At 66.6% G+C, this 19,631-nt stretch carries 19 protein-coding genes and 1 pseudogene; 14 read left to right on the top strand and 6 right to left on the bottom strand.

Features of this window, described 5'->3' with window-relative positions:
- Positions 1–106 precede the first annotated feature (106 nt).
- Genes ATO6_RS20665 through ATO6_RS20655 form a run of 3 tightly spaced genes read left to right on the top strand, consistent with a single transcriptional unit; the run spans position 107 to position 2,846 of the window.
- The gene (locus ATO6_RS20665; RefSeq protein WP_176441039.1) at positions 107–1,018 is read left to right on the top strand and encodes a fumarylacetoacetate hydrolase family protein; all 912 of its coding nucleotides are present in this window, start codon (positions 107–109) and stop codon (positions 1,016–1,018) included.
- Between the two features lie 24 nt (positions 1,019–1,042).
- A complete protein-coding gene (locus ATO6_RS20660) occupies positions 1,043–1,867 on the top strand; it encodes a polysaccharide deacetylase family protein (RefSeq protein ID WP_088625951.1) in 825 nt (274 codons plus the stop codon).
- A 31-nt stretch (positions 1,868–1,898) separates the two neighbouring features.
- Positions 1,899–2,846 (top strand): C-terminal binding protein, encoded by a 948-nt coding sequence (locus ATO6_RS20655; RefSeq protein WP_088625950.1) that lies wholly within the window; start codon positions 1,899–1,901, stop codon positions 2,844–2,846.
- Positions 2,847–2,865: 19 nt separating this feature from the next.
- On the opposite strand, the gene ATO6_RS20650 is transcribed toward ATO6_RS20655, so the two are convergent.
- Positions 2,866–3,558 (bottom strand): GntR family transcriptional regulator, encoded by a 693-nt coding sequence (locus ATO6_RS20650; RefSeq protein ID WP_088625949.1) that lies wholly within the window; start codon positions 3,556–3,558, stop codon positions 2,866–2,868.
- Positions 3,559–3,652: 94 nt separating this feature from the next.
- Here ATO6_RS20650 and dctP point away from each other — a divergent pair, with 94 nt between their 5' ends.
- From dctP to ATO6_RS20625, 5 genes are read left to right on the top strand one after another with little or no spacing between them, the layout of a single operon-like run.
- Positions 3,653–4,630 carry a TRAP transporter substrate-binding protein DctP gene (gene dctP / locus ATO6_RS20645; RefSeq protein ID WP_088625948.1) on the top strand — a complete coding sequence of 326 codons (978 nt, stop codon included), beginning with the start codon at positions 3,653–3,655 and terminating at the stop codon, positions 4,628–4,630.
- The gene (locus tag ATO6_RS20640; protein WP_088625947.1) at positions 4,627–5,199 is read left to right on the top strand and encodes a TRAP transporter small permease; all 573 of its coding nucleotides are present in this window, start codon (positions 4,627–4,629) and stop codon (positions 5,197–5,199) included. The genes dctP and ATO6_RS20640 overlap by 4 nt, the downstream gene beginning before the upstream one ends.
- Complete coding sequence (locus tag ATO6_RS20635; RefSeq protein ID WP_088625946.1) at positions 5,199–6,518, top strand: TRAP transporter large permease; 1,320 nt, start codon at positions 5,199–5,201, stop codon at positions 6,516–6,518. Before ATO6_RS20640 ends, ATO6_RS20635 begins: the two co-directional genes overlap by 1 nt.
- The gene (locus tag ATO6_RS20630; protein ID WP_088625945.1) at positions 6,515–7,753 is read left to right on the top strand and encodes a malonyl-CoA decarboxylase; all 1,239 of its coding nucleotides are present in this window, start codon (positions 6,515–6,517) and stop codon (positions 7,751–7,753) included. The genes ATO6_RS20635 and ATO6_RS20630 overlap by 4 nt, the downstream gene beginning before the upstream one ends.
- A gap of 11 nt (positions 7,754–7,764) precedes the next feature.
- The gene (locus ATO6_RS20625) at positions 7,765–9,270 is read left to right on the top strand and encodes a malonyl-CoA synthase (RefSeq protein ID WP_088625944.1); all 1,506 of its coding nucleotides are present in this window, start codon (positions 7,765–7,767) and stop codon (positions 9,268–9,270) included.
- A 2-nt stretch (positions 9,271–9,272) separates the two neighbouring features.
- Here the strand turns inward: ATO6_RS20625 and ATO6_RS20620 are convergent, their stop codons facing one another.
- Entirely contained in the window at positions 9,273–10,286 is a 1,014-nt protein-coding gene (locus tag ATO6_RS20620; protein WP_088625943.1) for a LacI family DNA-binding transcriptional regulator, read from the bottom strand.
- Positions 10,287–10,414: 128 nt separating this feature from the next.
- Here ATO6_RS20620 and ATO6_RS20615 point away from each other — a divergent pair, with 128 nt between their 5' ends.
- From ATO6_RS20615 to ATO6_RS20590, 6 genes are all read left to right on the top strand, one after another.
- Positions 10,415–11,470: a sugar phosphate isomerase/epimerase gene (locus tag ATO6_RS20615; protein ID WP_088625942.1), complete on the top strand. Its 1,056-nt coding sequence runs from the start codon at positions 10,415–10,417 to the stop codon at positions 11,468–11,470.
- On the top strand, positions 11,467–12,624 hold the full coding sequence (locus ATO6_RS20610; protein WP_088625941.1) for a Gfo/Idh/MocA family protein: 1,158 nt from the start codon (positions 11,467–11,469) through the stop codon (positions 12,622–12,624). Before ATO6_RS20615 ends, ATO6_RS20610 begins: the two co-directional genes overlap by 4 nt.
- Positions 12,621–14,120 carry a sugar ABC transporter ATP-binding protein gene (locus ATO6_RS20605; protein WP_088625940.1) on the top strand — a complete coding sequence of 500 codons (1,500 nt, stop codon included), beginning with the start codon at positions 12,621–12,623 and terminating at the stop codon, positions 14,118–14,120. The genes ATO6_RS20610 and ATO6_RS20605 overlap by 4 nt, the downstream gene beginning before the upstream one ends.
- 14 nt (positions 14,121–14,134) lie before the next feature.
- Positions 14,135–15,121, top strand: coding sequence for an ABC transporter permease (locus ATO6_RS20600; RefSeq protein WP_088626019.1), 987 nt, complete (start codon positions 14,135–14,137; stop codon positions 15,119–15,121).
- A 28-nt stretch (positions 15,122–15,149) separates the two neighbouring features.
- Entirely contained in the window at positions 15,150–16,100 is a 951-nt protein-coding gene (locus tag ATO6_RS20595; RefSeq protein WP_088625939.1) for an ABC transporter substrate-binding protein, read from the top strand.
- Positions 16,101–16,186: 86 nt separating this feature from the next.
- Entirely contained in the window at positions 16,187–17,104 is a 918-nt protein-coding gene (locus ATO6_RS20590) for a glucokinase (protein ID WP_088625938.1), read from the top strand.
- Positions 17,105–17,204: 100 nt separating this feature from the next.
- Here the strand turns inward: ATO6_RS20590 and ATO6_RS20585 are convergent, their stop codons facing one another.
- From ATO6_RS20585 to ATO6_RS20570, 4 genes and pseudogenes are all read right to left on the bottom strand, one after another.
- Positions 17,205–17,621, bottom strand: a complete 417-nt coding sequence (locus ATO6_RS20585) for a RidA family protein (protein ID WP_088625937.1) — start codon at positions 17,619–17,621, stop codon at positions 17,205–17,207.
- Positions 17,618–18,067 carry a thioesterase family protein gene (locus ATO6_RS20580; RefSeq protein ID WP_088625936.1) on the bottom strand — a complete coding sequence of 150 codons (450 nt, stop codon included), beginning with the start codon at positions 18,065–18,067 and terminating at the stop codon, positions 17,618–17,620. The genes ATO6_RS20585 and ATO6_RS20580 overlap by 4 nt, the downstream gene beginning before the upstream one ends.
- Positions 18,064–18,807 carry an SDR family NAD(P)-dependent oxidoreductase gene (locus tag ATO6_RS20575; RefSeq protein WP_088625935.1) on the bottom strand — a complete coding sequence of 248 codons (744 nt, stop codon included), beginning with the start codon at positions 18,805–18,807 and terminating at the stop codon, positions 18,064–18,066. Before ATO6_RS20575 ends, ATO6_RS20580 begins: the two co-directional genes overlap by 4 nt.
- Positions 18,804–19,631, bottom strand: a pseudogene (locus ATO6_RS20570) (bifunctional salicylyl-CoA 5-hydroxylase/oxidoreductase); the annotation flags it as partial. The gene ATO6_RS20575 and the pseudogene ATO6_RS20570, both read right to left, overlap by 4 nt.

Genomic DNA, 19,631 nt, shown 5'->3' with positions numbered 1-19,631 from the left:
CTGCGCCTTTTCAGATATGCGAAATGGTCAAGGTTGACAGGGGTATATTCGCGACTTAGCCATGCTAACGAAAGCACGTATCGTGCAGTTTCGAGGGAGGAGACAGATGGCTTCAGTAGTGTATTCGCTTTGCACCGTGCGCAGCGCGGGCGAGGTCGTGGCCGCGATTCGTATTGGTGACCAGCTCTGGCCGTTGACGCAGGTGGCGCCGGACCTTGCCGTCGGAACTCGCGGGCTGATGGCCCTGTTCGACGACTGGGATGCCAGCCATGCGGCGTTGACCGCGGTCGCCGCCCGCCTCTCGGCGAACGGTGGCGACTCGGCGCTCGACATCGGCGAGGTCGAGGTCCTGACCCCGCTTCAATATCCGCTCAAGGTCGTCTGTGCCGGCACCAACTACTTCGACCACATCGAGGCCGCCGGTTATCCCAACTTCAGCAAGGAGGGGAACATCCCCGCCCTGTTCATGAAGCCCCCGACAACCGCGCTGGTCGGTCCCGGCAAGACCGCAAAGTATCCGAACGGCGCCACCCAGTTCGACTGGGAGATCGAGCTGGGCGTCGTCATGGCGAAACGCACCAGCCGTGTCACGCAGGCCGAAGCGCTGTCCTATGTCGCGGGCTACATGGTGACGATCGACTTCTCGGCGCGCGACTTCCAGCGCAACCCCAAGCACTTCAAGCAGGCGGACCTGTTCATGGGCAAGGCGTTCGATTCCGCCTGTCCCGCGGGTCCGATCTTTGTCCCTGCGGAATTCGTCGGCGACCCGCAGAACCTGACAATGAAGCTCTGGCGGAACGGCAAGATCGAGCAGGATTCGAACACCTCCAAGATGATCTGGTCGGTGGCCGAGCTTCTGGAGTTCATCACCTCGCAGGTCACGCTTGAGCCCGGTGATCTGCTGTTGACCGGCACACCGGCAGGGACGGGGATCGAGACCGGAACCTATGCCAGCGTCGGCGACGTGGTGGAGGCCGAGATCGAGCACCTGGGGCGACTCAGGGTCGAAATCTACTGACACCGGACAGGGAGGGAGGAGACCATGTTCATACCAGAAAACGGATGGGGCCCGTCCGGCAAGCGTGCGGCGGTAAGCGTCACGTTCGACAACCTCGGTGACGTGGCGCAGCGGCGGATCGGGCTGAAACCGACCGTCGCGGCGGACGGGACGCACCTGTCGATCGAGGTGCTGCCGCGCCTGCTGAGGATGCTCGAGGGCGCGCCCATCACGTACTTCGTCGAAGGCTACAACACCGTGGCCCATCCCGACGTGATCCGGTCCCTGCGCGACGCAGGGCACGAGATCGCGGCGCATGGATGGGAGCACGAGAACTGGGACCAGACCCCGGTGCCGGACCGACGGCAGGCGCTGACCCGCGCCGTGAACGCCTTTCGCGACATGGGTGTCGACGTGCAGGGTTTCCGCCCGCCCGGCGGCGCGGTGGCGCTGGACGACCTCAGGGACGAGTGTCAGTCCAACGGCCTGTTCTACGCCTCGCCGCTCGGCGCGGTAGGGGATGACGTCGAGATCGACGGCTTTGTCAGCCTGCCCTTCGCGTGGAAACACGTGGACGCCTACGTGGTGCATGAGGAGCTGGGTGCGCTGCGTCAGAAATACGGCGACCCGGCAGCGGCCTATTCCACGGCCGAGTGGCGCGGGTTCGTCGAGGGCGACATCGCCCGCGCGAAAGAGGAAGGTGGCCACGTCACGCTGATCTTCCATCCGTTCCTGCTGGCGCAGGATGAGGCCTATCTGGACCTGCTGGAATCGACGGTCCGGTCGGTGTCGGATGACCCGGAGATCTGGGCCCCGACCTGCGGCGAACTGGCGGAATGGGTCCGCGACACGGCGGGGCAGGGCGGCTGACCTCGCCATTCGCCACGAAAGGAGACGCGGCATGTGTGCGACCGTTCTGATGACCGACCGGGCCTGGCCCGACGATCTGGTCGAACGCGAGGTGATCGAAAGGGCAGGCCACACGCTGGTCTGCGGCCCCGCCGATCCCGCGCCCGAGGCCGAGATCGACGCGCTGGTCCGCACGCACCGCCCCGACGCCATCCTCACCTGCTGGGCGCGGGTATCGGATGCAGCGATATCCGGCGCGGACAACCTGCGCATCGTCGCGCGCATGGGGGTAGGTCTGGACAACATCGCGGTCGACGCGGCCACCCGCTCCGGCGTTCGTGTCACGAATGTGCCGGACTACTGCGTGCCCGAAGTGTCGGACAGTGCCGTTGGTTTCGTACTCGCATGGACCCGCGGGATCGTCCATTTCGACCGCGACGTCCGGCAGGGCAACTGGAATCCGGGCAGCGCCAAGCTGCGGCGCTTGGCGGACCTGACCTGCGGGATCGTGGGCTACGGTCGGATTGGCCGACTGACGGCGGCCAAGCTCCGCGCCTTCGGCTGTACGGTCGTGGCACATGGTCGGAGCTTCAAGGGCGAGGCGGGGGTGGAGGCGGTTTTCCTGAACGAGCTGCTGTCACGCAGCGACGTCGTCATCCTTCACACGCCTCTGACGCCCGAGACGCATCACCTGATCGGGAAGGACCAGCTCGCCCTGATGAAGCCGGGCAGCTTCCTCGTGAACGTCAGTCGCGGTGCCGTGGTCGATCAGGATGCCGCACTGGATGCACTGAACTCCGGGCACCTCGGCGGCGTCGGGTTCGACGTTCTTGAAACCGAGCCGGAGGTGCCGAGCGCCCTCCGTGAACATCCGGCGGCGATCATCACGCCCCATGTCGCGTTTTCGTCGGACGCCTCGTTGATAGAGATGCGGCGGCGTGCCGCCGAAGAGGTCGTCCGCGTTCTCGCGGGACAGGCGCCGGAAAACCCCTGCAACTAGCCTGCCCGAAAGCTCCGCGTCAGGCCTGCGTGACCGGACGCAACTGCGTCAGCAGATGGTGGAACTTCTCGCCCTGCACGGCGACATGGTCGCGCAGCAGGTCAGCGGCCAGAGTGCCTTCACCCGCCGCGATGGCATCCACGATCGCTTCGTGTTCGGCCATCGACTGCGCCAGACGGCCACGCAGATGCAGCTGCATCCGGCGATAGGGCTTCAGACGGCGATGCAGCCGCCGGGCCTCCTGTTCCAGGTACCGGTTGCCGGCCTGCGCGTAGATCAGGTGGTGGAAGGTGCCGTTCTGCTCGTAGTAGCGGTCGGCATCCCCTGCCTCGAAGGCGAGTCGGCAGGCGGCATTGGCACGACGCAGCGCGTCGATCTGCGCCTCGGTGCTCCGCAGGGCGGCCAGACGGCCGCAGACCGCCTCGATCTCGGCCATGACCTCGAACATCTCCATGATCTCGACCGGTGTGGCCTGCCGGACGAAGACTCCGCGGCGTGGCGCGTGCTCGACCAGACCGGACTGCGCAAGCTTCTGGAAAGCCTCGCGGATCGGGGTGCGCGAGACCTCGTGTTCCTCGGCAAGCGAGGCTTCGTCCAGCCGGGTGCCGGGCGCGAAACGGCCCGTCAGGATCTGCTCTTCCAGAAGCGCCGCGATCACGTCGGAGCGGCTGCGGACCTCGGCGGAGTCATGTATTGCAGAATGCGAAGACATGGGTTTCGTATACAAGAAGGTTGACAGAGTACGCAACGCCTTGCTTTCTGATCCCGTCGCCGTTCCGAAACGAACGGCCATGGGAGGAAAATCAATGAAACATCTACTCGCGGCGAGCGCTCTCGCCGCAGTCTTCGCGGGTGCGGCGGGTGCCGAAACCCTGAAGCTGTCGCATCAATGGTCGGAAAGCGATGTCCGCCACCAGGTCGCGCAGATGGTCGCCGATGACGTCAAGGCGGCCGGTGTCGATCTGGAGATCCAGATCTACCCGAACCAGACCCTGTTCAAGGCGCGCGAGCAGTACACGCCGCTGTCGCGCGGCCAGCTCGACATGACGGTCCTGCCGCTGTCCTACGCGGGCGGCCAGCAACCGGCCTACAACCTGACCCTGATGCCGGGCCTCGTGAAAAACCACGACCACGCCGCGCGCCTCTCGGCCTCGCCCTTCATGGGCAAGATCGAAGAGATCATGAACGGCGATGACGTGAAAACCCTCGTGCACGGCTACCTTGCAGGCGGGTTCGGGTCGAACAAGGGCTGCATCACCAAGCCCGAGGACGTGAAGGGCGTGACCATCCGCGCCGCCGGTTCGGCGTTCGAAGAGATGCTGGCCGGGGCAGGGGCCTCGATCAGCTCGATGGCGTCGTCCGAGATCTATCCGGCGCTGCAGACCGGCGTTCTGGACGCGACCAACACCTCGTCCGAAAGCTTCCTCAGCTATCGTCTGTATGAACAGCTGAAGTGCTACACCCCCGCAGGTGAAACCGCGCTGTGGTTCATGTATCAGCCGCTGCTGATCAACAAGACCACCTTCGACGGTCTTTCCGAGGCACAGCAGAAGGCGCTGACCGACGCATCGGCCAAGGCCGAGGCATGGTATCTGGAGAAGGCCAAGGAAGGTGACGCGATCACCACCAAGGCGTTCAGCGACGCAGGCGTCGAAATCGCCGAGATGAGCCAGGCCGACTTCGACGCATGGCGCGAACTGGCCAAGACGACGTCCTATCCGACCTTCGTCAAGGACACGCCGAACGGGCAGGAACTGCTCGACATGGCGCTGAGCGTCGAATGACACATACGCCCGCCGACACATCGCCGGCGGGCGCCGGCTATCGGCCGCCGCTGGTGCTTCGCGTACTGGCGGCGGTCTCGACGGTCTTCGGCGTCGCGGCTGCCTTCATGATCCTCGCGGCGGTGCTGATCACCTGCCACATGATCTTTGTCCGCTCGGTTCTGGGCCAGTCCACCATCTGGCAGACCGAGGCCGTCATCTATCTCGTCATCGGTGCGACCCTGCTGGGCCTGTCCTACGTCCAGAAACTGAGGGGCCATGTCGGTGTCGACCTGCTGCCCGGCCTTCTGCCGGTCGGTGCACGCCGGGTGCTGGCGGTGATCGTCATGGGGCTGACCATCATCATGGCGGCGGCGATGCTCTGGTATGGCTGGCACATGTTCGAACTGGCGTGGTCGCGGAACTGGAAGTCGGAATCCGTCTGGAAATTCCCGCTCTGGATCACCTACCTCAGCGTCCCCCTCGGCTTCGGCCTCTACCTTCTGCAACTGCTCGCGGACCTCTGGATGGCGGCCTTCGCCCCGCCACAGGCCATTCCGCTGCCGCATCCCGAAGAAAGCCTCGACTGATGGATCCCCTTCTGATCGGACTGGCCATCGCCGTCGTCACCGTGGTCGTGCTGTTCTCCGGCGTCTCGGTCGCCATCGGGCTGCTGCTGGTCGCCACGTTCTTCCTGCTGATCTTCGACGGCCCGCGCTCGCTCGAGGCGCTGCCGGAACTCTTCTACGCCGAACTGAACAGCTTCGCGCTGCTGTCGATCCCGATGTTCATCATCATGGGCGCCTCGATCGCGTCGACCCGCGCGGGCCCGGACCTCTACGAGGCGCTGGAGCGCTGGCTGACCCGCGTGCCCGGCGGCCTCGTCGTGTCGAACCTCGGCGCCTGTGGCCTCTTCGCGGCCATGTCGGGCTCGTCCCCCGCCACCTGCGCCGCCATCGGCAAGATGGGCATCCCCGAAATGCGCCGCCGTGGCTATCCGGCCGAGGTCGCCGCGGGCTCCATCGCGGCGGGGGGCACACTGGGGATCCTGATCCCGCCCTCGGTCACGATGATCGTCTACGGCATTGCGACGGAGACCTCGATCGGGCGGCTGTTCCTTGCGGGCGTCATCCCCGGCCTGCTGCTGGTGTCTCTCTTCATCGCTTGGGCGATCTTCGACACCTGGCGTCGCGGCGCCGCGACGACGGCGCTGGCCGGCATCCGCTATTCCTGGCGCGAGAAGTTCGAGATCCTGCCCCGCGTCATCCCGTTCCTGCTGATCATCGTGGGCGTGCTGGTGGCCCTTTACGGCGGCATCGCCACGCCATCGGAAACCGCCGCTGTCGGCGCGATGCTCTGTATCATCGCCGCGATGGTGATCTACCGGATGGTGTCGCACCGCGAACTCTGGGCGGTGCTCAAGGATTCCACGCGCGAGTCGGTGATGATCCTCTTCATCATTGGCGCGGCGGGCGTGTTCAGCTTCATGCTGTCTTCGCTGCTGGTCACCCAGTCCGTCGCGCAGTGGATCGCCGCGCTGGACGTGAACAAGTGGGTGCTGATGGCGATCATCAACCTGTTCCTGCTGGTCGCCGGGTTCTTCCTGCCGCCGGTGGCGGTGATCCTGATGTCCGCGCCGATCCTGCTGCCCATTATCACGGCGGCGGGTTTCGATCCCTACTGGTTCGCGGTCATCCTGACGATCAACATGGAGATCGGGTTGATAACGCCTCCCGTGGGGCTCAACCTCTACGTCATCAACGGAATCGCACCCGACATCACGCTGCGCCAGGTGCTGGTCGGGTCGCTGCCCTTCGTGGGCTGCATGATCCTCGCGATCGTGATCCTCTGCATCTTTCCGGGTCTCGCGACCTGGCTTCCAACCGCCGTCATGGGAGTGGCACTGTGAGCATCCTGTCCGACGTCCTCGCCACCATCTTTGCCCGCCAGACCCGCAAGGCCGTGCCGCCACCTTCGGCCCGGTCGACCGAGGGGCTGATCCACGACCTGCTGTCGACCAGTGGCGAGATCTCGGGGATGACGGCGGCGGCGCATATCCTGGACCGGTTCGGCAAGCTGGACGATGCGGGCAAGATCGCCTTCTTCGACCACCTTGCCGGGGATCTTGGCATCGCACCGGACAAGGTGCGTGCGGCGCTGGATGCGTTCGAAGCAGAGCCGAATCCGGCCAATTACGCCCGTTTCCTCGCCTCCGCCGAACCCGCCCGGCAGGAACTGGCGCGCCGGCTGAACCGGGTGCCGGGGGCGACGACCCAACTGGTCGCCATGCGGTCGGACCTGTTGCGGCTGATCCCGCGTTCGGACCCGCGTGCGCGGATCGACCTCGATTTCCAGCACCTCTTCACCTCGTGGTTCAACCGCGGCTTCCTCGTGCTGCGCCCGATCTCGTGGGAAAGCCCTGCAGCGATCCTCGAAAAGATCATCGCCTACGAGGCGGTCCATGCCATCGACAGCTGGGACGATCTGCGCCGCCGGGTGGAGCCGGAAGACCGCCGTTGCTTTGCCTTCTTCCACCCCGCCATGCCGGACGAGCCACTGATCTTCGTCGAGGTGGCGCTGACGCAGGGCATCCCCGGCTCGGTCCAGAAGCTGCTGGCCGAGGACCGCGCACCGCTTGGGGCCGAGGAGGCGGATACGGCGGTGTTCTATTCCATCTCGAATTGCCAGGCCGGGCTGGCCGGGATCTCCTTCGGAAATTCGCTGATCAAGCAGGTGGCGGAGGACCTGTCGTCGGAGCTGCCGAACATCACGACATTCGTCACTCTTTCGCCCATTCCGACCCTGAAGAAATGGATGGCCGAGCAGGGGATCGACGCCGCACGGCTGGATGACGAGGGGCTCAGGGCCACGGCCGCCCGGTTCCTGCTGACCGCCAAGCGCGGAGACGGCATGCCCTACGATCCCGTATCGCGCTTCCACCTTGGCAACGGGGCCTATGTTCACGCGGTCCATGCACGTGCCGACACCTCGGACAAGGGCATGGCGGAGAGTGCGGGTGCGATGGTGAACTACCGCTACGACGCCGACACCTTTGCCGAGAACCACGAACGTTTTGCCAGCGACAGGGAGGTCGTCGCTTCGAAAGAGGTGCGCGCCCTGCTGCGTACCACAGTTGCCGCCTGAGGACCCGAGACATGGCCAATCCGCTGCATGACCGCCTGATCGCCCCGCTCGCGGCGCGCGACGACACGTTCCTGACCCTGCCCGATGGCGCGACCCTGTCCGGGGCGGTGTTCTACCGTATGGCGGAGCGGCAGGCCGGGGCACTCGTCTCGCTCGGGCTACAGCCCGGCGACCGGCTGGCCGTGCAGGTGGAGAAATCACCGGAGGCACTGGCGCTCTATGCCGCCTGCGTCATGGCGGGGATCGTCTTCCTGCCGCTCAACACGGCCTATACGGCGGACGAGCTGGAGTACTTCATCGGCGACAGCGAGGCCGGCGCGGTCATCTGCGGACCGGCCGCGCAGGCGACGGTCGAACGGATCGCGGGCGGTGCGAAGGTTCTTACGCTGGACCCGGCCGGGCAGGGGACCCTGACGGACCTCGCCGCCAAGGACCACGATTTTATCCCGGCTGAGCGTGGGCCTGACGACCTGGCCGCGCTGCTCTACACCTCCGGCACGACTGGACGGTCGAAGGGCGCGATGCTCAGCCAGTCGAACCTGCTGTCGAACGCGCTGACGTTGGCCGAACTCTGGGGGTTCACCGAAAGCGACGTCCTGCTGCATGCCCTGCCGATCTTCCACACGCACGGGCTGTTCGTTGCGACGAACGTGGTGCTGGCCTCGGGCGGGTCGATGATCTTTCTGCCAAAGTTCGACGCCGACAGCGTGATCCGATGGCTGCCTGACGCGACCTCGATGATGGGTGTGCCGACGTTCTATACGCGGCTTCTGTCAGACGACCGTTTCACATCCGACCTGACCAAGGACATGCGCCTGTTCACCTCCGGCTCCGCCCCGCTGCTGGCCGAAACGCATCGCGAGTTCGAAGCACGCACCGGGCACCGCATCCTCGAGCGCTACGGGATGACCGAGACGAACATGAACACCTCCAACCCCTACGACGGGGAACGGCGGGCCGGGACGGTCGGCTTTCCGCTGCCGGGGGTCGAGCTGAAGATCACCGATCCCGACACCGGCGCGACACTGGATCAGGGCGATACGGGGATCATCGAGGTGCGCGGTCCGAACGTGTTTCAGGGCTATTGGCGGATGCCCGAGAAGACGGCGGCGGAACTGCGTGCGGACGGCTGGTTCATCACCGGGGATATCGGGACGGTCGATCCGGATGGCTATGTCCACATCGTGGGCCGGGCCAAGGACCTGATCATTTCGGGCGGTTACAACATCTATCCCAAGGAGATCGAGCTGATCCTCGACGAACAGGCCGACGTTCTCGAAAGCGCGGTGATCGGCGTGCCGCATCCCGATTTCGGGGAGGGGGTGGTCGCCGTGCTCGTCCCGCGTCCCGGTGCGCAGATCGACCCCGATGCCGTCCGCGCCGGGATCGCGCCACGCCTCGCCAAGTTCAAGCAGCCCAAGGCCATCGAAATCCTGCCCGACCTTCCGCGCAACACGATGGGCAAGGTCCAGAAGAATCTGCTGCGCGACCAGTTCGGTGGGCTGTTCGGGGGCTGAGTTCAGACTTCGTGGGGCGGGCGGGCCGCACTGCCGCGGCGGATGAATTCGACCTCGATCAGTTCCGAAGGCCCCGTCAGAGAGCCTGTTTCGATCATGGCAAGCAGCAGTTCCGCCGCGCGGACCCCGATCTGTGTGCGCGGCTGGCGGATGGTCGTCAGGCCCGGACTGAGGTGCTGCGCGATCTCGATGTTGTCGAAGCCGACGATCGACACATCCTCGGGCACAAGCACGCCGGCGCGCTGCACCTCGCCCAGGAACCCGACCGCCATCTCGTCCGAAGACAGGAAAAGCGCAGTCGGTCGGTCCTGCATGGTCAGCCAGGCCCGCCCCGCGGCGGCCCCGGAGTCCATGCTGAAGTCGCCCTCGACGACCCAGTCCTCGCGCAGCGGCAGGCCGAGATTGCCGAGCGCCGAGCGGAACCCCTCCAGCCGGGTTTCGGTCAGGACGTTGCCGCGCGGGCCGGTGACGTGGCCGATCCTGCGATGCCCGAGCCGCGCGAGGTGACCGACGGCAAGCGCCGCGCCCTTCTCGTTCTCGACCCGGACGGACGGCAGGTCCTGCCCCAGCCATTCGCAGGCCAGCACCACGGGTGGACGACCGGGTATGGCCAGCGCCTCGGGTGACAATGTGCCGTCCAGAAGGATCAGCCCGTCCGCCTGCCCGGATGTCAGGTAATGCCGCAGCCGTTCCTCGGGATCCGGGCCGGACTGGGTGTCGGCGATCAGCATGCCGAACTGGGCGGGGGTCAGGACCGACGCCAGCCCCGCGAGGATTTGCGAGAAGAACGGGTTGGCGAGGTTCGGCAGCAGGACGATGACCGTCCCGGTGCGCTGGCGCCTGAGGTTGGAGGCGGTCGCGTTCACGCGGTAGCCGGTTTCGGCCACGGCATCCAGAACGGCCTCCCGAGTCGATTTCGCCACCACCGACGGTTTCGACAGGGTCCGGCTGACCGTCGCGGTGGACACCCCCGCCACGCGCGCAACGTCCTGAATAGTGGCGGTTTTCCGATCCATTCTCACCTCTGAGTGGCGGCCAGAATGGCCCGGATCTTCGCTCTTGTAAACGATTACATTCTTTGTCAGGCTCCCATGCAAACGATTACATGCGCGGATCGGGAGAATCCGCGCGACGGGAGGCTGCCGTGAAGACGATCAAGGGACCTGCGCTGTTTCTGGCGCAGTTCGCGGGCGACGACGCGCCCTTCGACAGCTGGACGGGGATCACCGGCTGGGCTGCGGACTGCGGCTACGAAGGCGTTCAGGTTCCCAGCTGGGACGCCCGCCTGATCGACCTCGACAAGGCGGCCGAGAGCAGGGGCTATTGCGAGGACTGGGCAGGACAGGCGCGGGCCAACGGCATCACGGTGACGGAACTGTCCTGCCATCTGCAGGGGCAACTCGTCGCCGTGCATCCCGCCTACGATGCGGCGTTTGACGGCTTCGCCGCCGAAGCCGTTCGTGGCAACCCCGCAGCACGGCAGGCATGGGCGGTCGAGCAGGTGCGCAAGGCCGTCCGGGCCTCCGCCAATCTCGGGCTGACCGCGCTGCCGACATTCTCGGGCGCGCTGGCCTGGCCCTATGTCTACCCCTGGCCGCAGCGTCCTACCGGGCTGATCGAAACCGCCTTCGACGAACTGGCTGCGCGCTGGCGTCCGCTGCTCGACTACGCCGACGAACACGGCGTGAACCTCTGCTACGAGATCCATCCGGGCGAGGACCTGCACGACGGTGTCAGCTTCGAGATGTTCCTCGAGCGGGTCGGCAACCACCCCCGCGCGATGATGCTCTACGATCCGAGCCACTATGTCCTGCAATGTCTCGATTACCTCGACAACCTCGACATCTATGCCGAACGGATCGGAGCGTTCCACGTCAAGGATGCGGAGTTCAATCCGACCGGGCGGCAGGGGGTCTATGGCGGCTACCAGTCCTGGGTGGATCGCGCCGGGCGGTTCCGGTCGCTGGGCGACGGGCAGGTCGACTTCAAGGCGATCTTCGCCAAGCTCGCCGCGATGGATTTCGACGGCTGGGCGGTCGTCGAATGGGAATGCGCCCTGAAGCACCCCGAGGACGGGGCGCGCGAGGGGGCGCAGTTCGTTCGCGACCACATCATCCGCGTCACGCCCCATGCCTTCGACGATTTCGCCGCGGGCGGCGCGGATGACGCGGCCAATCGCCGGATGCTGGGGCTGACATGACGCGCTTCGCCGACAGAACGGGGCCGATCCGGCTGGGGATGGTCGGCGGCGGGCAGGGGGCCATGATCGGCGCCGTGCATCGCATGGCCGCGCGTCTGGACGGGCAGTTCCGGCTTGTCGCGGGCGCGCTGTCCTCGACCGAGGAAAAGGCCCGCGCCTCGGCCGAGGCCGTAGGGCTGGCGGCGGACCGGACCTATTCCGACTATGTCGAGATGGCCAGGCGCGAGGCGCGTCTGAAGGACGGGATCGAGGCAGTTGCGGTGGTGGTGCCGAACCACATGCACCTGCCGGTCGCGCGGGAATTCCTGAAGCGCGGCGTCCACGTGATCTGCGACAAGCCGCTGACCGGTACGCTGGCGGATGCGAAGAAGATGCAGCGCGCGGCCGAGGCGTCGGACGCGCTGTTCATCCTGACCCACAACTACACCGGCTATCCGCTGGTGCGCGAGGCGCAGGCGCGGATCGCGCGCGGCGATCTGGGCGAGCTGCGGCTGGTGCAGGTGGAATACGCGCAGGACTGGCTGGCCGAGGAACCCGCCGATGACAACAAGCAGGCCGCATGGCGCACCGACCCCGCGCGCAGCGGGGCAGGGGGTGCGACGGGCGACATCGGCACCCATGCGTGGAACCTGATGCGCTTTGTCACCGGTCTGGTGCCCGAGGCGCTGGCGGCGGATCTGCAGAGCTTCGTTCCCGGCCGCGCACTGGACGACAACGCCCACGTCATGCTGCGGTTTGCCGGCGGCGCACGGGGGATGCTCTGGTGCAGCCAGGTTGCGGCGGGGGAAGAGAACAACCTGTCGCTGCGCGTCTACGGCACGAAGGCCGGGATCGAATGGCGGCAGGAGAACCCGAACCAGCTGTTCGTCACGCCCCTCGGCGGCACGACCGAGATCGTGACCCGCGCCTCTGCGGCAACGACCGAAGGCTCGCGCCGACTGACGCGGATCCCGCCCGGCCACCCGGAGGGGTTCCTCGAAGCCTTCGCCAACATCTATGGCGAGGCCGCGCAGGCGATCACCGCCGCCCGCACCGGCGCACCGCTGCCCGACGGCGTGACGTACCCGTCCATCGCCGACGGGGTCGAAGGCGTGGCCTTCGTCGACGCCTGCGTCCGGTCCTCGAAGCGCAACGCCGCATGGGTGACGCTATGACGCCGATCCTCGAAGCACGCGGCGTGACCCGGTCCTTCGGCCCGATCGAGGTGCTGCACGGCGTCGATTTCTCGCTGGTTCCGGGCGAGGTGCACGCGCTGATCGGGGAAAACGGCGCGGGCAAGTCGACGACGATGAAGATCCTCGGCGGATACCTCGCACCGACTTCCGGCGAGTTGCTGCTGGACGGTGAACCGGTCCGCTTCGCTGACCAGCGCGCGGCCGAGGCGGCGGGGATCCTGATGATCCATCAGGAATTCAACCTCGCCATGCAGCTGACCGCCGAGGAGAACCTGTTTCTCGGGCGCGAGCGGCGGCGCGGCCTGTTCCTGGATCACAAGGCGATGCGGGACGAGGCGCGCGACCTGCTGGCGCGGCTGGATTGCCACGTCGATCCGCGCACCCGCATCCGCGACATGTCCGTGCCGAACCGCCAGATGGTCGAGATCGCCCGCGCCCTTGGCCGCAACGCCCGCGTGCTGATCATGGACGAACCGACCGCCGTGCTGACAGGGCGCGAGACGGATGTCCTGCTGGGCCAGATCGAACGGCTGAAGGCGCAGGGGACGGCGATCCTTTACACTTCGCACAAGCTGGACGAGATCGGCCGCATCGCCGACCGCGTCACCGTCCTGCGCGACGGCGCGCATGTCACGACGCGGCCCGCCGCCGGGTTTACCGAACACGCCATGGCCGAGGCGATGGTGGGGCGCGAGTTGTCGGACCTGTTCCCGGCCAAGCCCGCCGCTGGCGACGACGTGGTGCTGGAGGTCAAGGGCCTGACGGTGCCGGGTAAAGTGCGCGACGCCTCGTTCACGCTGCGGCGGGGCGAGGTGTTGGGCTTTGCGGGCCTCGTCGGCGCGGGGCGGACGGAGCTGATGGAGGGAATCGTCGGTCTGCGGCCCGCCACGGGCGAGGTCCGGGTCAACGGCAAGCCGATCAAGGCCGGATCGGTGCTGGCCGCGCGCGAGGCGGGGCTGGTCTACCTGACCGAGGACCGCAAGGAAAAGGGTCTGTTGCTGGGCAAGTCGCTGACCGAAAACCTGACGCTTCTGGCGCTGGACCGCTTCGGGCGGCTGTCCATCGACAAGCGGAGCGAGGATGCGGCGCTGACGCGCGCGATCTCGGATTTCGACATCCGGGTCAAGGACCGCGTGATGAAGGCGGGCAGCCTGTCGGGCGGCAACCAGCAGAAGCTGCTGCTGGCCAAGACCATGCTGGCCGAGCCGCAGATCGTCATCATCGACGAACCGACGCGCGGCATCGACATCGGCACCAAGCAGCAGATCTACGATTTCATCGCCGCGCTGGCGGCCGAAGGCAAGAGCGTGATCGTCGTGTCCTCGGAACTGCCCGAGGTCATCGGCCTCGCCAGCCGCGTTGTGGTGATGGGCCGGGGCCACATCGCGGGCGAACTGACCGGCGACCAGATCACCGAAGACGCCATCCTGCGCCGCGCCATGGGCGTGGGCGAACTGACCGGAGCCTCCGCATGAGCGACAGCACCGCAATCGAGGGCCGCACCAAGCCCCGCCGCCGCATCCCGCTGCACGCGCTCGGGCCCGTGCTGGCGCTGGTGGCGCTGATCATCCTCGGCGCCTCGCTCAACTCCAACTTCCTGAGCTACGGCAACGTGACCAACGTCCTCGCCCGCTCGGCCTTCATCGGCATCATCGCGGTCGGCATGACCTTCGTCATCACGGCGGGCGGGATCGACCTGTCGGTCGGGTCGATGGCGGCTTTCGTGGCTGGGGTGATGATCCTCGCCATGAACGCGATGATCCCGACGCTGGGGGTCGGCGTGCCGCTGGTCCTGGCGGGCATGGTGGTGGCGCTGCTGGCGGGGTTCGGCGCGGGGCTGATAAACGGCTTCCTCATATCCAAGGTGGGGATCGAGGCGTTCATCGTCACGCTCGGGTCGATGGGGATCTACCGCTCGCTGACCACCTGGCTGGCGGACGGCGGCACGCTGTCGCTGAACTTCGAGGCCCGCAGCTTCTACCGCCCGGTCTATTACGACGGCATCCTCGGCGTCGCCTGGCCGATCATCGTCTTCGCCGTGGTCGCGATCCTCGGCGAGCTGGCGATGCGCAAGACGCCGTTCGGACGGCACTGCGCGGCGCTCGGAGCGAACGAGCAGGTGGCCAAGTATTCCGCCGTCAACGTCGACCGCGTGCGGATGGCGACCTACGTGCTGCTCGGGATGCTCGTCGGCCTCGCCACCATCATGTACGTGCCGCGCCTCGGCTCCGCCTCCGGCTCGACCGGGGTTCTGTGGGAACTGGAGGCCATCGCGGCGGTCATCATCGGCGGCACGGTCCTGAAGGGCGGCTATGGCCGGGTCTGGGGCACCGTCGTCGGCGTCCTGATTCTGAGCCTGATCGACAACATCCTGAACCTCGCCTCGATCGTCAGCCCGTACCTCAACGGCGCGATCCAGGGCGTCATCGTCATTCTCGCTGTGGTTCTGCAGCGTGAAAGCAAACCCGCCGACTGAGCGGTCCATTCCAAGGGAGGAACTACCAATGAAACGCAGAGACATCTTCAAGGGCGCGGCGCTCGGCCTCGCCATCGCGGCCACCCCGGCCCTGGCGCAGGACACCAAGGTCATCGGTGTCGCCATTCCCTCGGCCACCCACGGTTTCATGGGCGGCCTGAACTACCACGCGCAGGCCGCTATCGAGCGGCTCGAAGCGACCTATCCCCAGCTCGACTTCGTGCTGGCGACCGCCGGTGACGCGGGCAAGATGGTCAACGACATCGAGGACATGGTCGCCACACGCAACATCAGCGCGCTGGTCGTCCTGCCCTTCGAATCCGAGCCGCTGACCTCGCCGGTTCAGGCGGTCAAGGAAGCGGGCATCTGGGTGACGGTCGTCGACCGTGGCCTGTCGGTCGAGGGGATCGAGGACCTGTATGTCGCGGGCGACAACACCGGCTTTGGTCGCGTCGCCGGTGAATACTTTGCCGAAACCCTGAAGTCGGGCGACAACATCGTCGTGCTGCGCGGCATCCCCACCACGCTCGACAACGAGCGTGTGGACGCCTTCACCGCCGCCATCGAAGGCACCGGGATCAACGTGCTGGACATGCAGCACGGCAACTGGAACCGCGACGATGCGTTCAACGTGATGCAGGACTTCCTGTCCAAGTATGACGACATCGACGCCGTCTGGGCGGCGGATGACGACATGGCGATCGGCGTGCTCGAGGCCATCGACCAAGCCGGCCGGACCGGCGACATGTGGGTCGTCGGCGGCGCCGGGATGAAAGAGATCATCCAGCGCATGATGGACGGTGATCCGATGCTGCCGGTCAACGTGACCTATCCGCCGGCGCAGATCGCGACCGCGATCGAACTGACCGCGCTCGGCCTCGTGTCGCCGACCCCGGTGTCGGGCCGCTTCATCATCGGCAGCCAGCGCATCACGCCGGAAAACGCCGAGCAGTACTACTTCCCGGACAGCCCGTTCTGATCCGAGGGGCCGCAAGGCTTGCGTGACACCGGCCCGGACCGCATGGTCCGGGCCATCCTCGTTCCAAGGCAAGGGCACAGGGCGGCATGAGACTGGTTGCGGACATCGGCGGCACCAACGCACGGCTGGCGCTGGCGCGTGAAGGGCTTCTCCTGCCCGGCACTGCGCAAAGCTTCCGAAACGCGGATCATCCCGGATTTGCCGCGCTCGCCGTGCGATACCTTGAGGCGAGCGGGGTCGAGAGGCTCGACAGCATGGTCATCGCCGTGGCGGGGCCTGTCGGCGCCGGGGTGGCGCGGTTGACGAACCACGACTGGTCCTTCGATGCGGCGGAACTGGCCGACCGGTTCGACGGCGCCAGGGTGGTCCTGCTCAACGACCTCGCGGCACTCGGGCACGCGCTGCCCGCGCTTTCCGCCGACGGCCTCGCCACGGTCACGCCGGGATCGGACGACGCCCCGAGCGAAGGACAGGCCCTGGTCGCGGGGATCGGCACGGGGTTCAACGTCTGCTCGGTCGTCCTGCGGAGCGGCGAAACGGTGCTGAGCATGCGGGCCGAGTTCGGCCACGTCTCGCTGCCCGGTGCGGTCGGGCGTGCACTGGATGCAAGGATCGGCGCTGCCGCCGCGCGGTTTGCGACGGTCGAGGACTGCTTCTCGGGCGCGGGCGTTTCGGCGATGTTCGGCCTCGTGACCGGTCGATCCGGGGTCACGTCGGCAGAGGCGCTGTCCCGGCAAGACCCGACTTCAGCCGAATTCGCGGATTTCTACGCCGGTCTGGTCGGTCATCTCGCCCGCGATCTGAGGATGGCGTTCATGCCCGAAGCGGGGATTCATTTCGCAGGCAGTGTCGCACGCGCCGTGCTGTCGGGTCCGTCCGCCGCCCGGTTCGCCGAGGTCTACTCCGCGCCGACCGCTGTTCAGCTGCCCGCCATGGCGGGCGTCCGGCTGATCCTCGACGACAGGGCCGCGCTTCGAGGTTGCGCAGCCAGCTCGTCATCGTGAGTTAGCCAGGATTTCCAGTTGCCCGCCCGCGCGTCCTTGATCCACGGCGGCGGCGGCTGGTCGACATGCGGAGAGATCTCCGGCGTTGGTCCCCGCAGGATCACGCCCCTGCGGGAATGACAGCCGTTGCCTCTATCTCGATCTTGGCCGCATCTTCCATCAGCGACACGACCTGAACGACCGCCATGGCGGGGAAGTGGCGGCCGATGATCTCGCGGTATATCTGGCCGAAGGACCGGAGGTTGTCGTTATATTCCGCCTTGTCGGTGATGTACCACGTCAGCCGCACGATGTGCTCGGGTCGGGCCCCGGCCACGGCCAGAACGGCCACGATGTTCTCCAGTGTCTGCCGGAACTGGCCCAGCATGTCCGTATGCTCCCACTCCTGCTGGGCGTTCCAGCCGACGATGCCGCCGGTGACAATCAGCTTGCCCTCGGCCATGACGCCGTTGGCATAGCCCTTTGCGGGCGCCCAGCCTTCGGGCTGCAGGAAGGTGTGGGGGCTTGGGGAAGTCATGCGGTCGTCTTCTCGTCTGTAGGTTCGGAGGTGGTCAGGTAGGCGGCCATGCGCGCGCGCACGGCGTCGGGCCAGGGGACGGAGGATCCGCCGCCCGTCCGGGCGTGGATAATGGTCGCGTCGCAGTCAAAGCGTGTCTGGTTGCTGCAACTGCACCGAATCGCGAAAACGGCCGAGGACCGGCCGAGGCGCGTGAGGGTCAGGTCGAAATCGAGGTCCTCGCCCAGATAGCCTGGATTGGCAAAACGCACCTCGATCCGGCCGAGGGGCGTACCCATCCCGCCGCTGAAGACGCCCATGTCCTGCCAGCTGTAGTCGATGGCATCGGCGAGGAACCGTTCGATCGTGGCCGAGATCATCTCGAAATAGCGGGGGTAGAACACCATCCCGGCCGGGTCGCAGTGGTTGAACTCGACACGTCGGGTCAGGCGGAAACGCTGTGTCATGTCTCCCCTCCCGACACGGAAATCGCCTGTCCCGTTACCATGTCCGATCCCGGTGAACAAAGCCAAAGGACGGCGCGGGCCACGTCATCGGGCGGCACCAGCCGGTGCATCGGGTTCGTCGCCTCGAGCCAGGCGCGGGCCGCTTCGGGGCTGCGTCCGGTTTTCTCGACGATGTTGGCGATCGTCCGTTCGGTCATCTCCGTGTCGAGAAATCCGGGGCAGACCGCATTCGCCGTGACACCCTTGCGTGCGAACTCCAGCGCGACGGATTTCACCATGCCGACCACCCCGTGCTTGGCCGCTGCATAAGGCGCGACGTAGGCATAGCCCTTCAGACCGGCGGTTGAGGCGATGGCGACGAGCCGACCCCAGGGCTTGTCCTTCATGACTCTCGCCCCTTCGCGCAGCGTCAGGAACGTGCCGGTCAGGTTCACGTCGACCATCCTCTGGAACGCGGCGAGTGAGGTCCCGGTGAAGGGTGCGCTTTCAGACACCCCCGCGTTGGCGACCACGATGTCCGGCGCAGCCGCGGCGATGGCGTCGGAAATCGCCGCCTCGTCCGTGATGTCGCAGACCACCGGGTGGATGCCGGACCCCCGGCCCGCGACCGCGTTGAGCGGCCCAGACCGTCGCCCGCAGATCGTCACCCGCGCGCCCTCGGCGGCCAGCGTCAGGGCGATGGCCGCCCCGACGCCCGATCCGCCCCCGGTCACGAAGGCCGATTTGCCGGCGAGGCTCATTCCGACATCGCCCGTGCGCGTTCGGCCAGCGTGTTCGCCTGGCGGCGGCCACCTTCGTAGGGCAGGGGCCAGGCCTGCTGTTCATCCCCCAGCTCGACCGCCGCATGAAGGGTCCAGTAGGGATCGGCCAGATGCGGACGCGCCAGCAGGACCAGATCCGCGCGCCCCGCCATCAGGATCGAATTCACGTGGTCCGGTTCATAGATATTGCCCGCGACAAGCGTCGGCAGGTCGATTTCGTTGCGCACGCGGTCGGCGAAGGGGACCTGGAACATGCGGCCATAGACCGGCTGTTCCGCCTTGTCCGTCTGTCCGGAGGAGACGTTGATCGCATCCGCACCCGCCGCCTTGAACATCGCCGCGATCCGCACCGCTTCGTCCGGGGTCACCGCATCCTCGCCCATCCAGTCATGGGCCGAGATACGGACGGTCATCGGTCTGTCCTCGGGCCACTCCGCGCGCATCGCGGCAAAGACCTCGAGCGGATAGCGCATCCGGTTCTCCAGCGTGCCGCCGTAGTCGTCTGTGCGTTTGTTGGTGACCGGAGAAATGAAGGAAGCCAGCAGATACCCATGGGCCGCATGCATCTCGATCATGTCGAAATTCGCGTCGCGGGCGGCGCGGACGGCGGCGATGAACTGGTCCTTCACCATGTCCATGTCGGCGCGGTCCATTTCCTTTGGCACCACGTTCCCCTCCATCAGCGGGATGGGTGAGGCGGACAGGAGATCCCAGTTCTCGCCCTCGGGCAGCGCCTTGTCGATGCCGTCCCACGCCAGCCGGGTCGAGCCCTTGCGCCCGGAATGGCCGATCTGCGCGCAAAT

Source organism: Oceanicola sp. 22II-s10i (assembly GCF_002210105.1).
Taxonomy (GTDB): Bacteria; Pseudomonadota; Alphaproteobacteria; order Rhodobacterales; family Rhodobacteraceae; genus Pseudooceanicola.
The sequence above is the reverse complement of the archived record's forward strand: the minus strand, read 5'-3'. Positions and strand labels throughout refer to the sequence as shown.

Coding starts and splice junctions, on each gene's coding strand:
- ATO6_RS20635 (WP_088625946.1), top strand. CDS start 5,199: ATGGATCCCCTTCTGATCGGACTGGCCATCGCCGTCGTCACCGTGGTC.
- ATO6_RS20585 (WP_088625937.1), bottom strand. CDS start 17,621: ATGACTTCCCCAAGCCCCCACACCTTCCTGCAGCCCGAAGGCTGGGCG.
- ATO6_RS20620 (WP_088625943.1), bottom strand. CDS start 10,286: ATGGATCGGAAAACCGCCACTATTCAGGACGTTGCGCGCGTGGCGGGG.
- ATO6_RS20580 (WP_088625936.1), bottom strand. CDS start 18,067: ATGACACAGCGTTTCCGCCTGACCCGACGTGTCGAGTTCAACCACTGC.
- ATO6_RS20595 (WP_088625939.1), top strand. CDS start 15,150: ATGAAACGCAGAGACATCTTCAAGGGCGCGGCGCTCGGCCTCGCCATC.
- ATO6_RS20660 (WP_088625951.1), top strand. CDS start 1,043: ATGTTCATACCAGAAAACGGATGGGGCCCGTCCGGCAAGCGTGCGGCG.
- ATO6_RS20575 (WP_088625935.1), bottom strand. CDS start 18,807: ATGAGCCTCGCCGGCAAATCGGCCTTCGTGACCGGGGGCGGATCGGGC.
- dctP (WP_088625948.1), top strand. CDS start 3,653: ATGAAACATCTACTCGCGGCGAGCGCTCTCGCCGCAGTCTTCGCGGGT.
- ATO6_RS20665 (WP_176441039.1), top strand. CDS start 107: ATGGCTTCAGTAGTGTATTCGCTTTGCACCGTGCGCAGCGCGGGCGAG.
- ATO6_RS20610 (WP_088625941.1), top strand. CDS start 11,467: ATGACGCGCTTCGCCGACAGAACGGGGCCGATCCGGCTGGGGATGGTC.
- ATO6_RS20650 (WP_088625949.1), bottom strand. CDS start 3,558: ATGTCTTCGCATTCTGCAATACATGACTCCGCCGAGGTCCGCAGCCGC.
- ATO6_RS20625 (WP_088625944.1), top strand. CDS start 7,765: ATGGCCAATCCGCTGCATGACCGCCTGATCGCCCCGCTCGCGGCGCGC.
- ATO6_RS20640 (WP_088625947.1), top strand. CDS start 4,627: ATGACACATACGCCCGCCGACACATCGCCGGCGGGCGCCGGCTATCGG.
- ATO6_RS20655 (WP_088625950.1), top strand. CDS start 1,899: ATGTGTGCGACCGTTCTGATGACCGACCGGGCCTGGCCCGACGATCTG.
- ATO6_RS20605 (WP_088625940.1), top strand. CDS start 12,621: ATGACGCCGATCCTCGAAGCACGCGGCGTGACCCGGTCCTTCGGCCCG.
- ATO6_RS20590 (WP_088625938.1), top strand. CDS start 16,187: ATGAGACTGGTTGCGGACATCGGCGGCACCAACGCACGGCTGGCGCTG.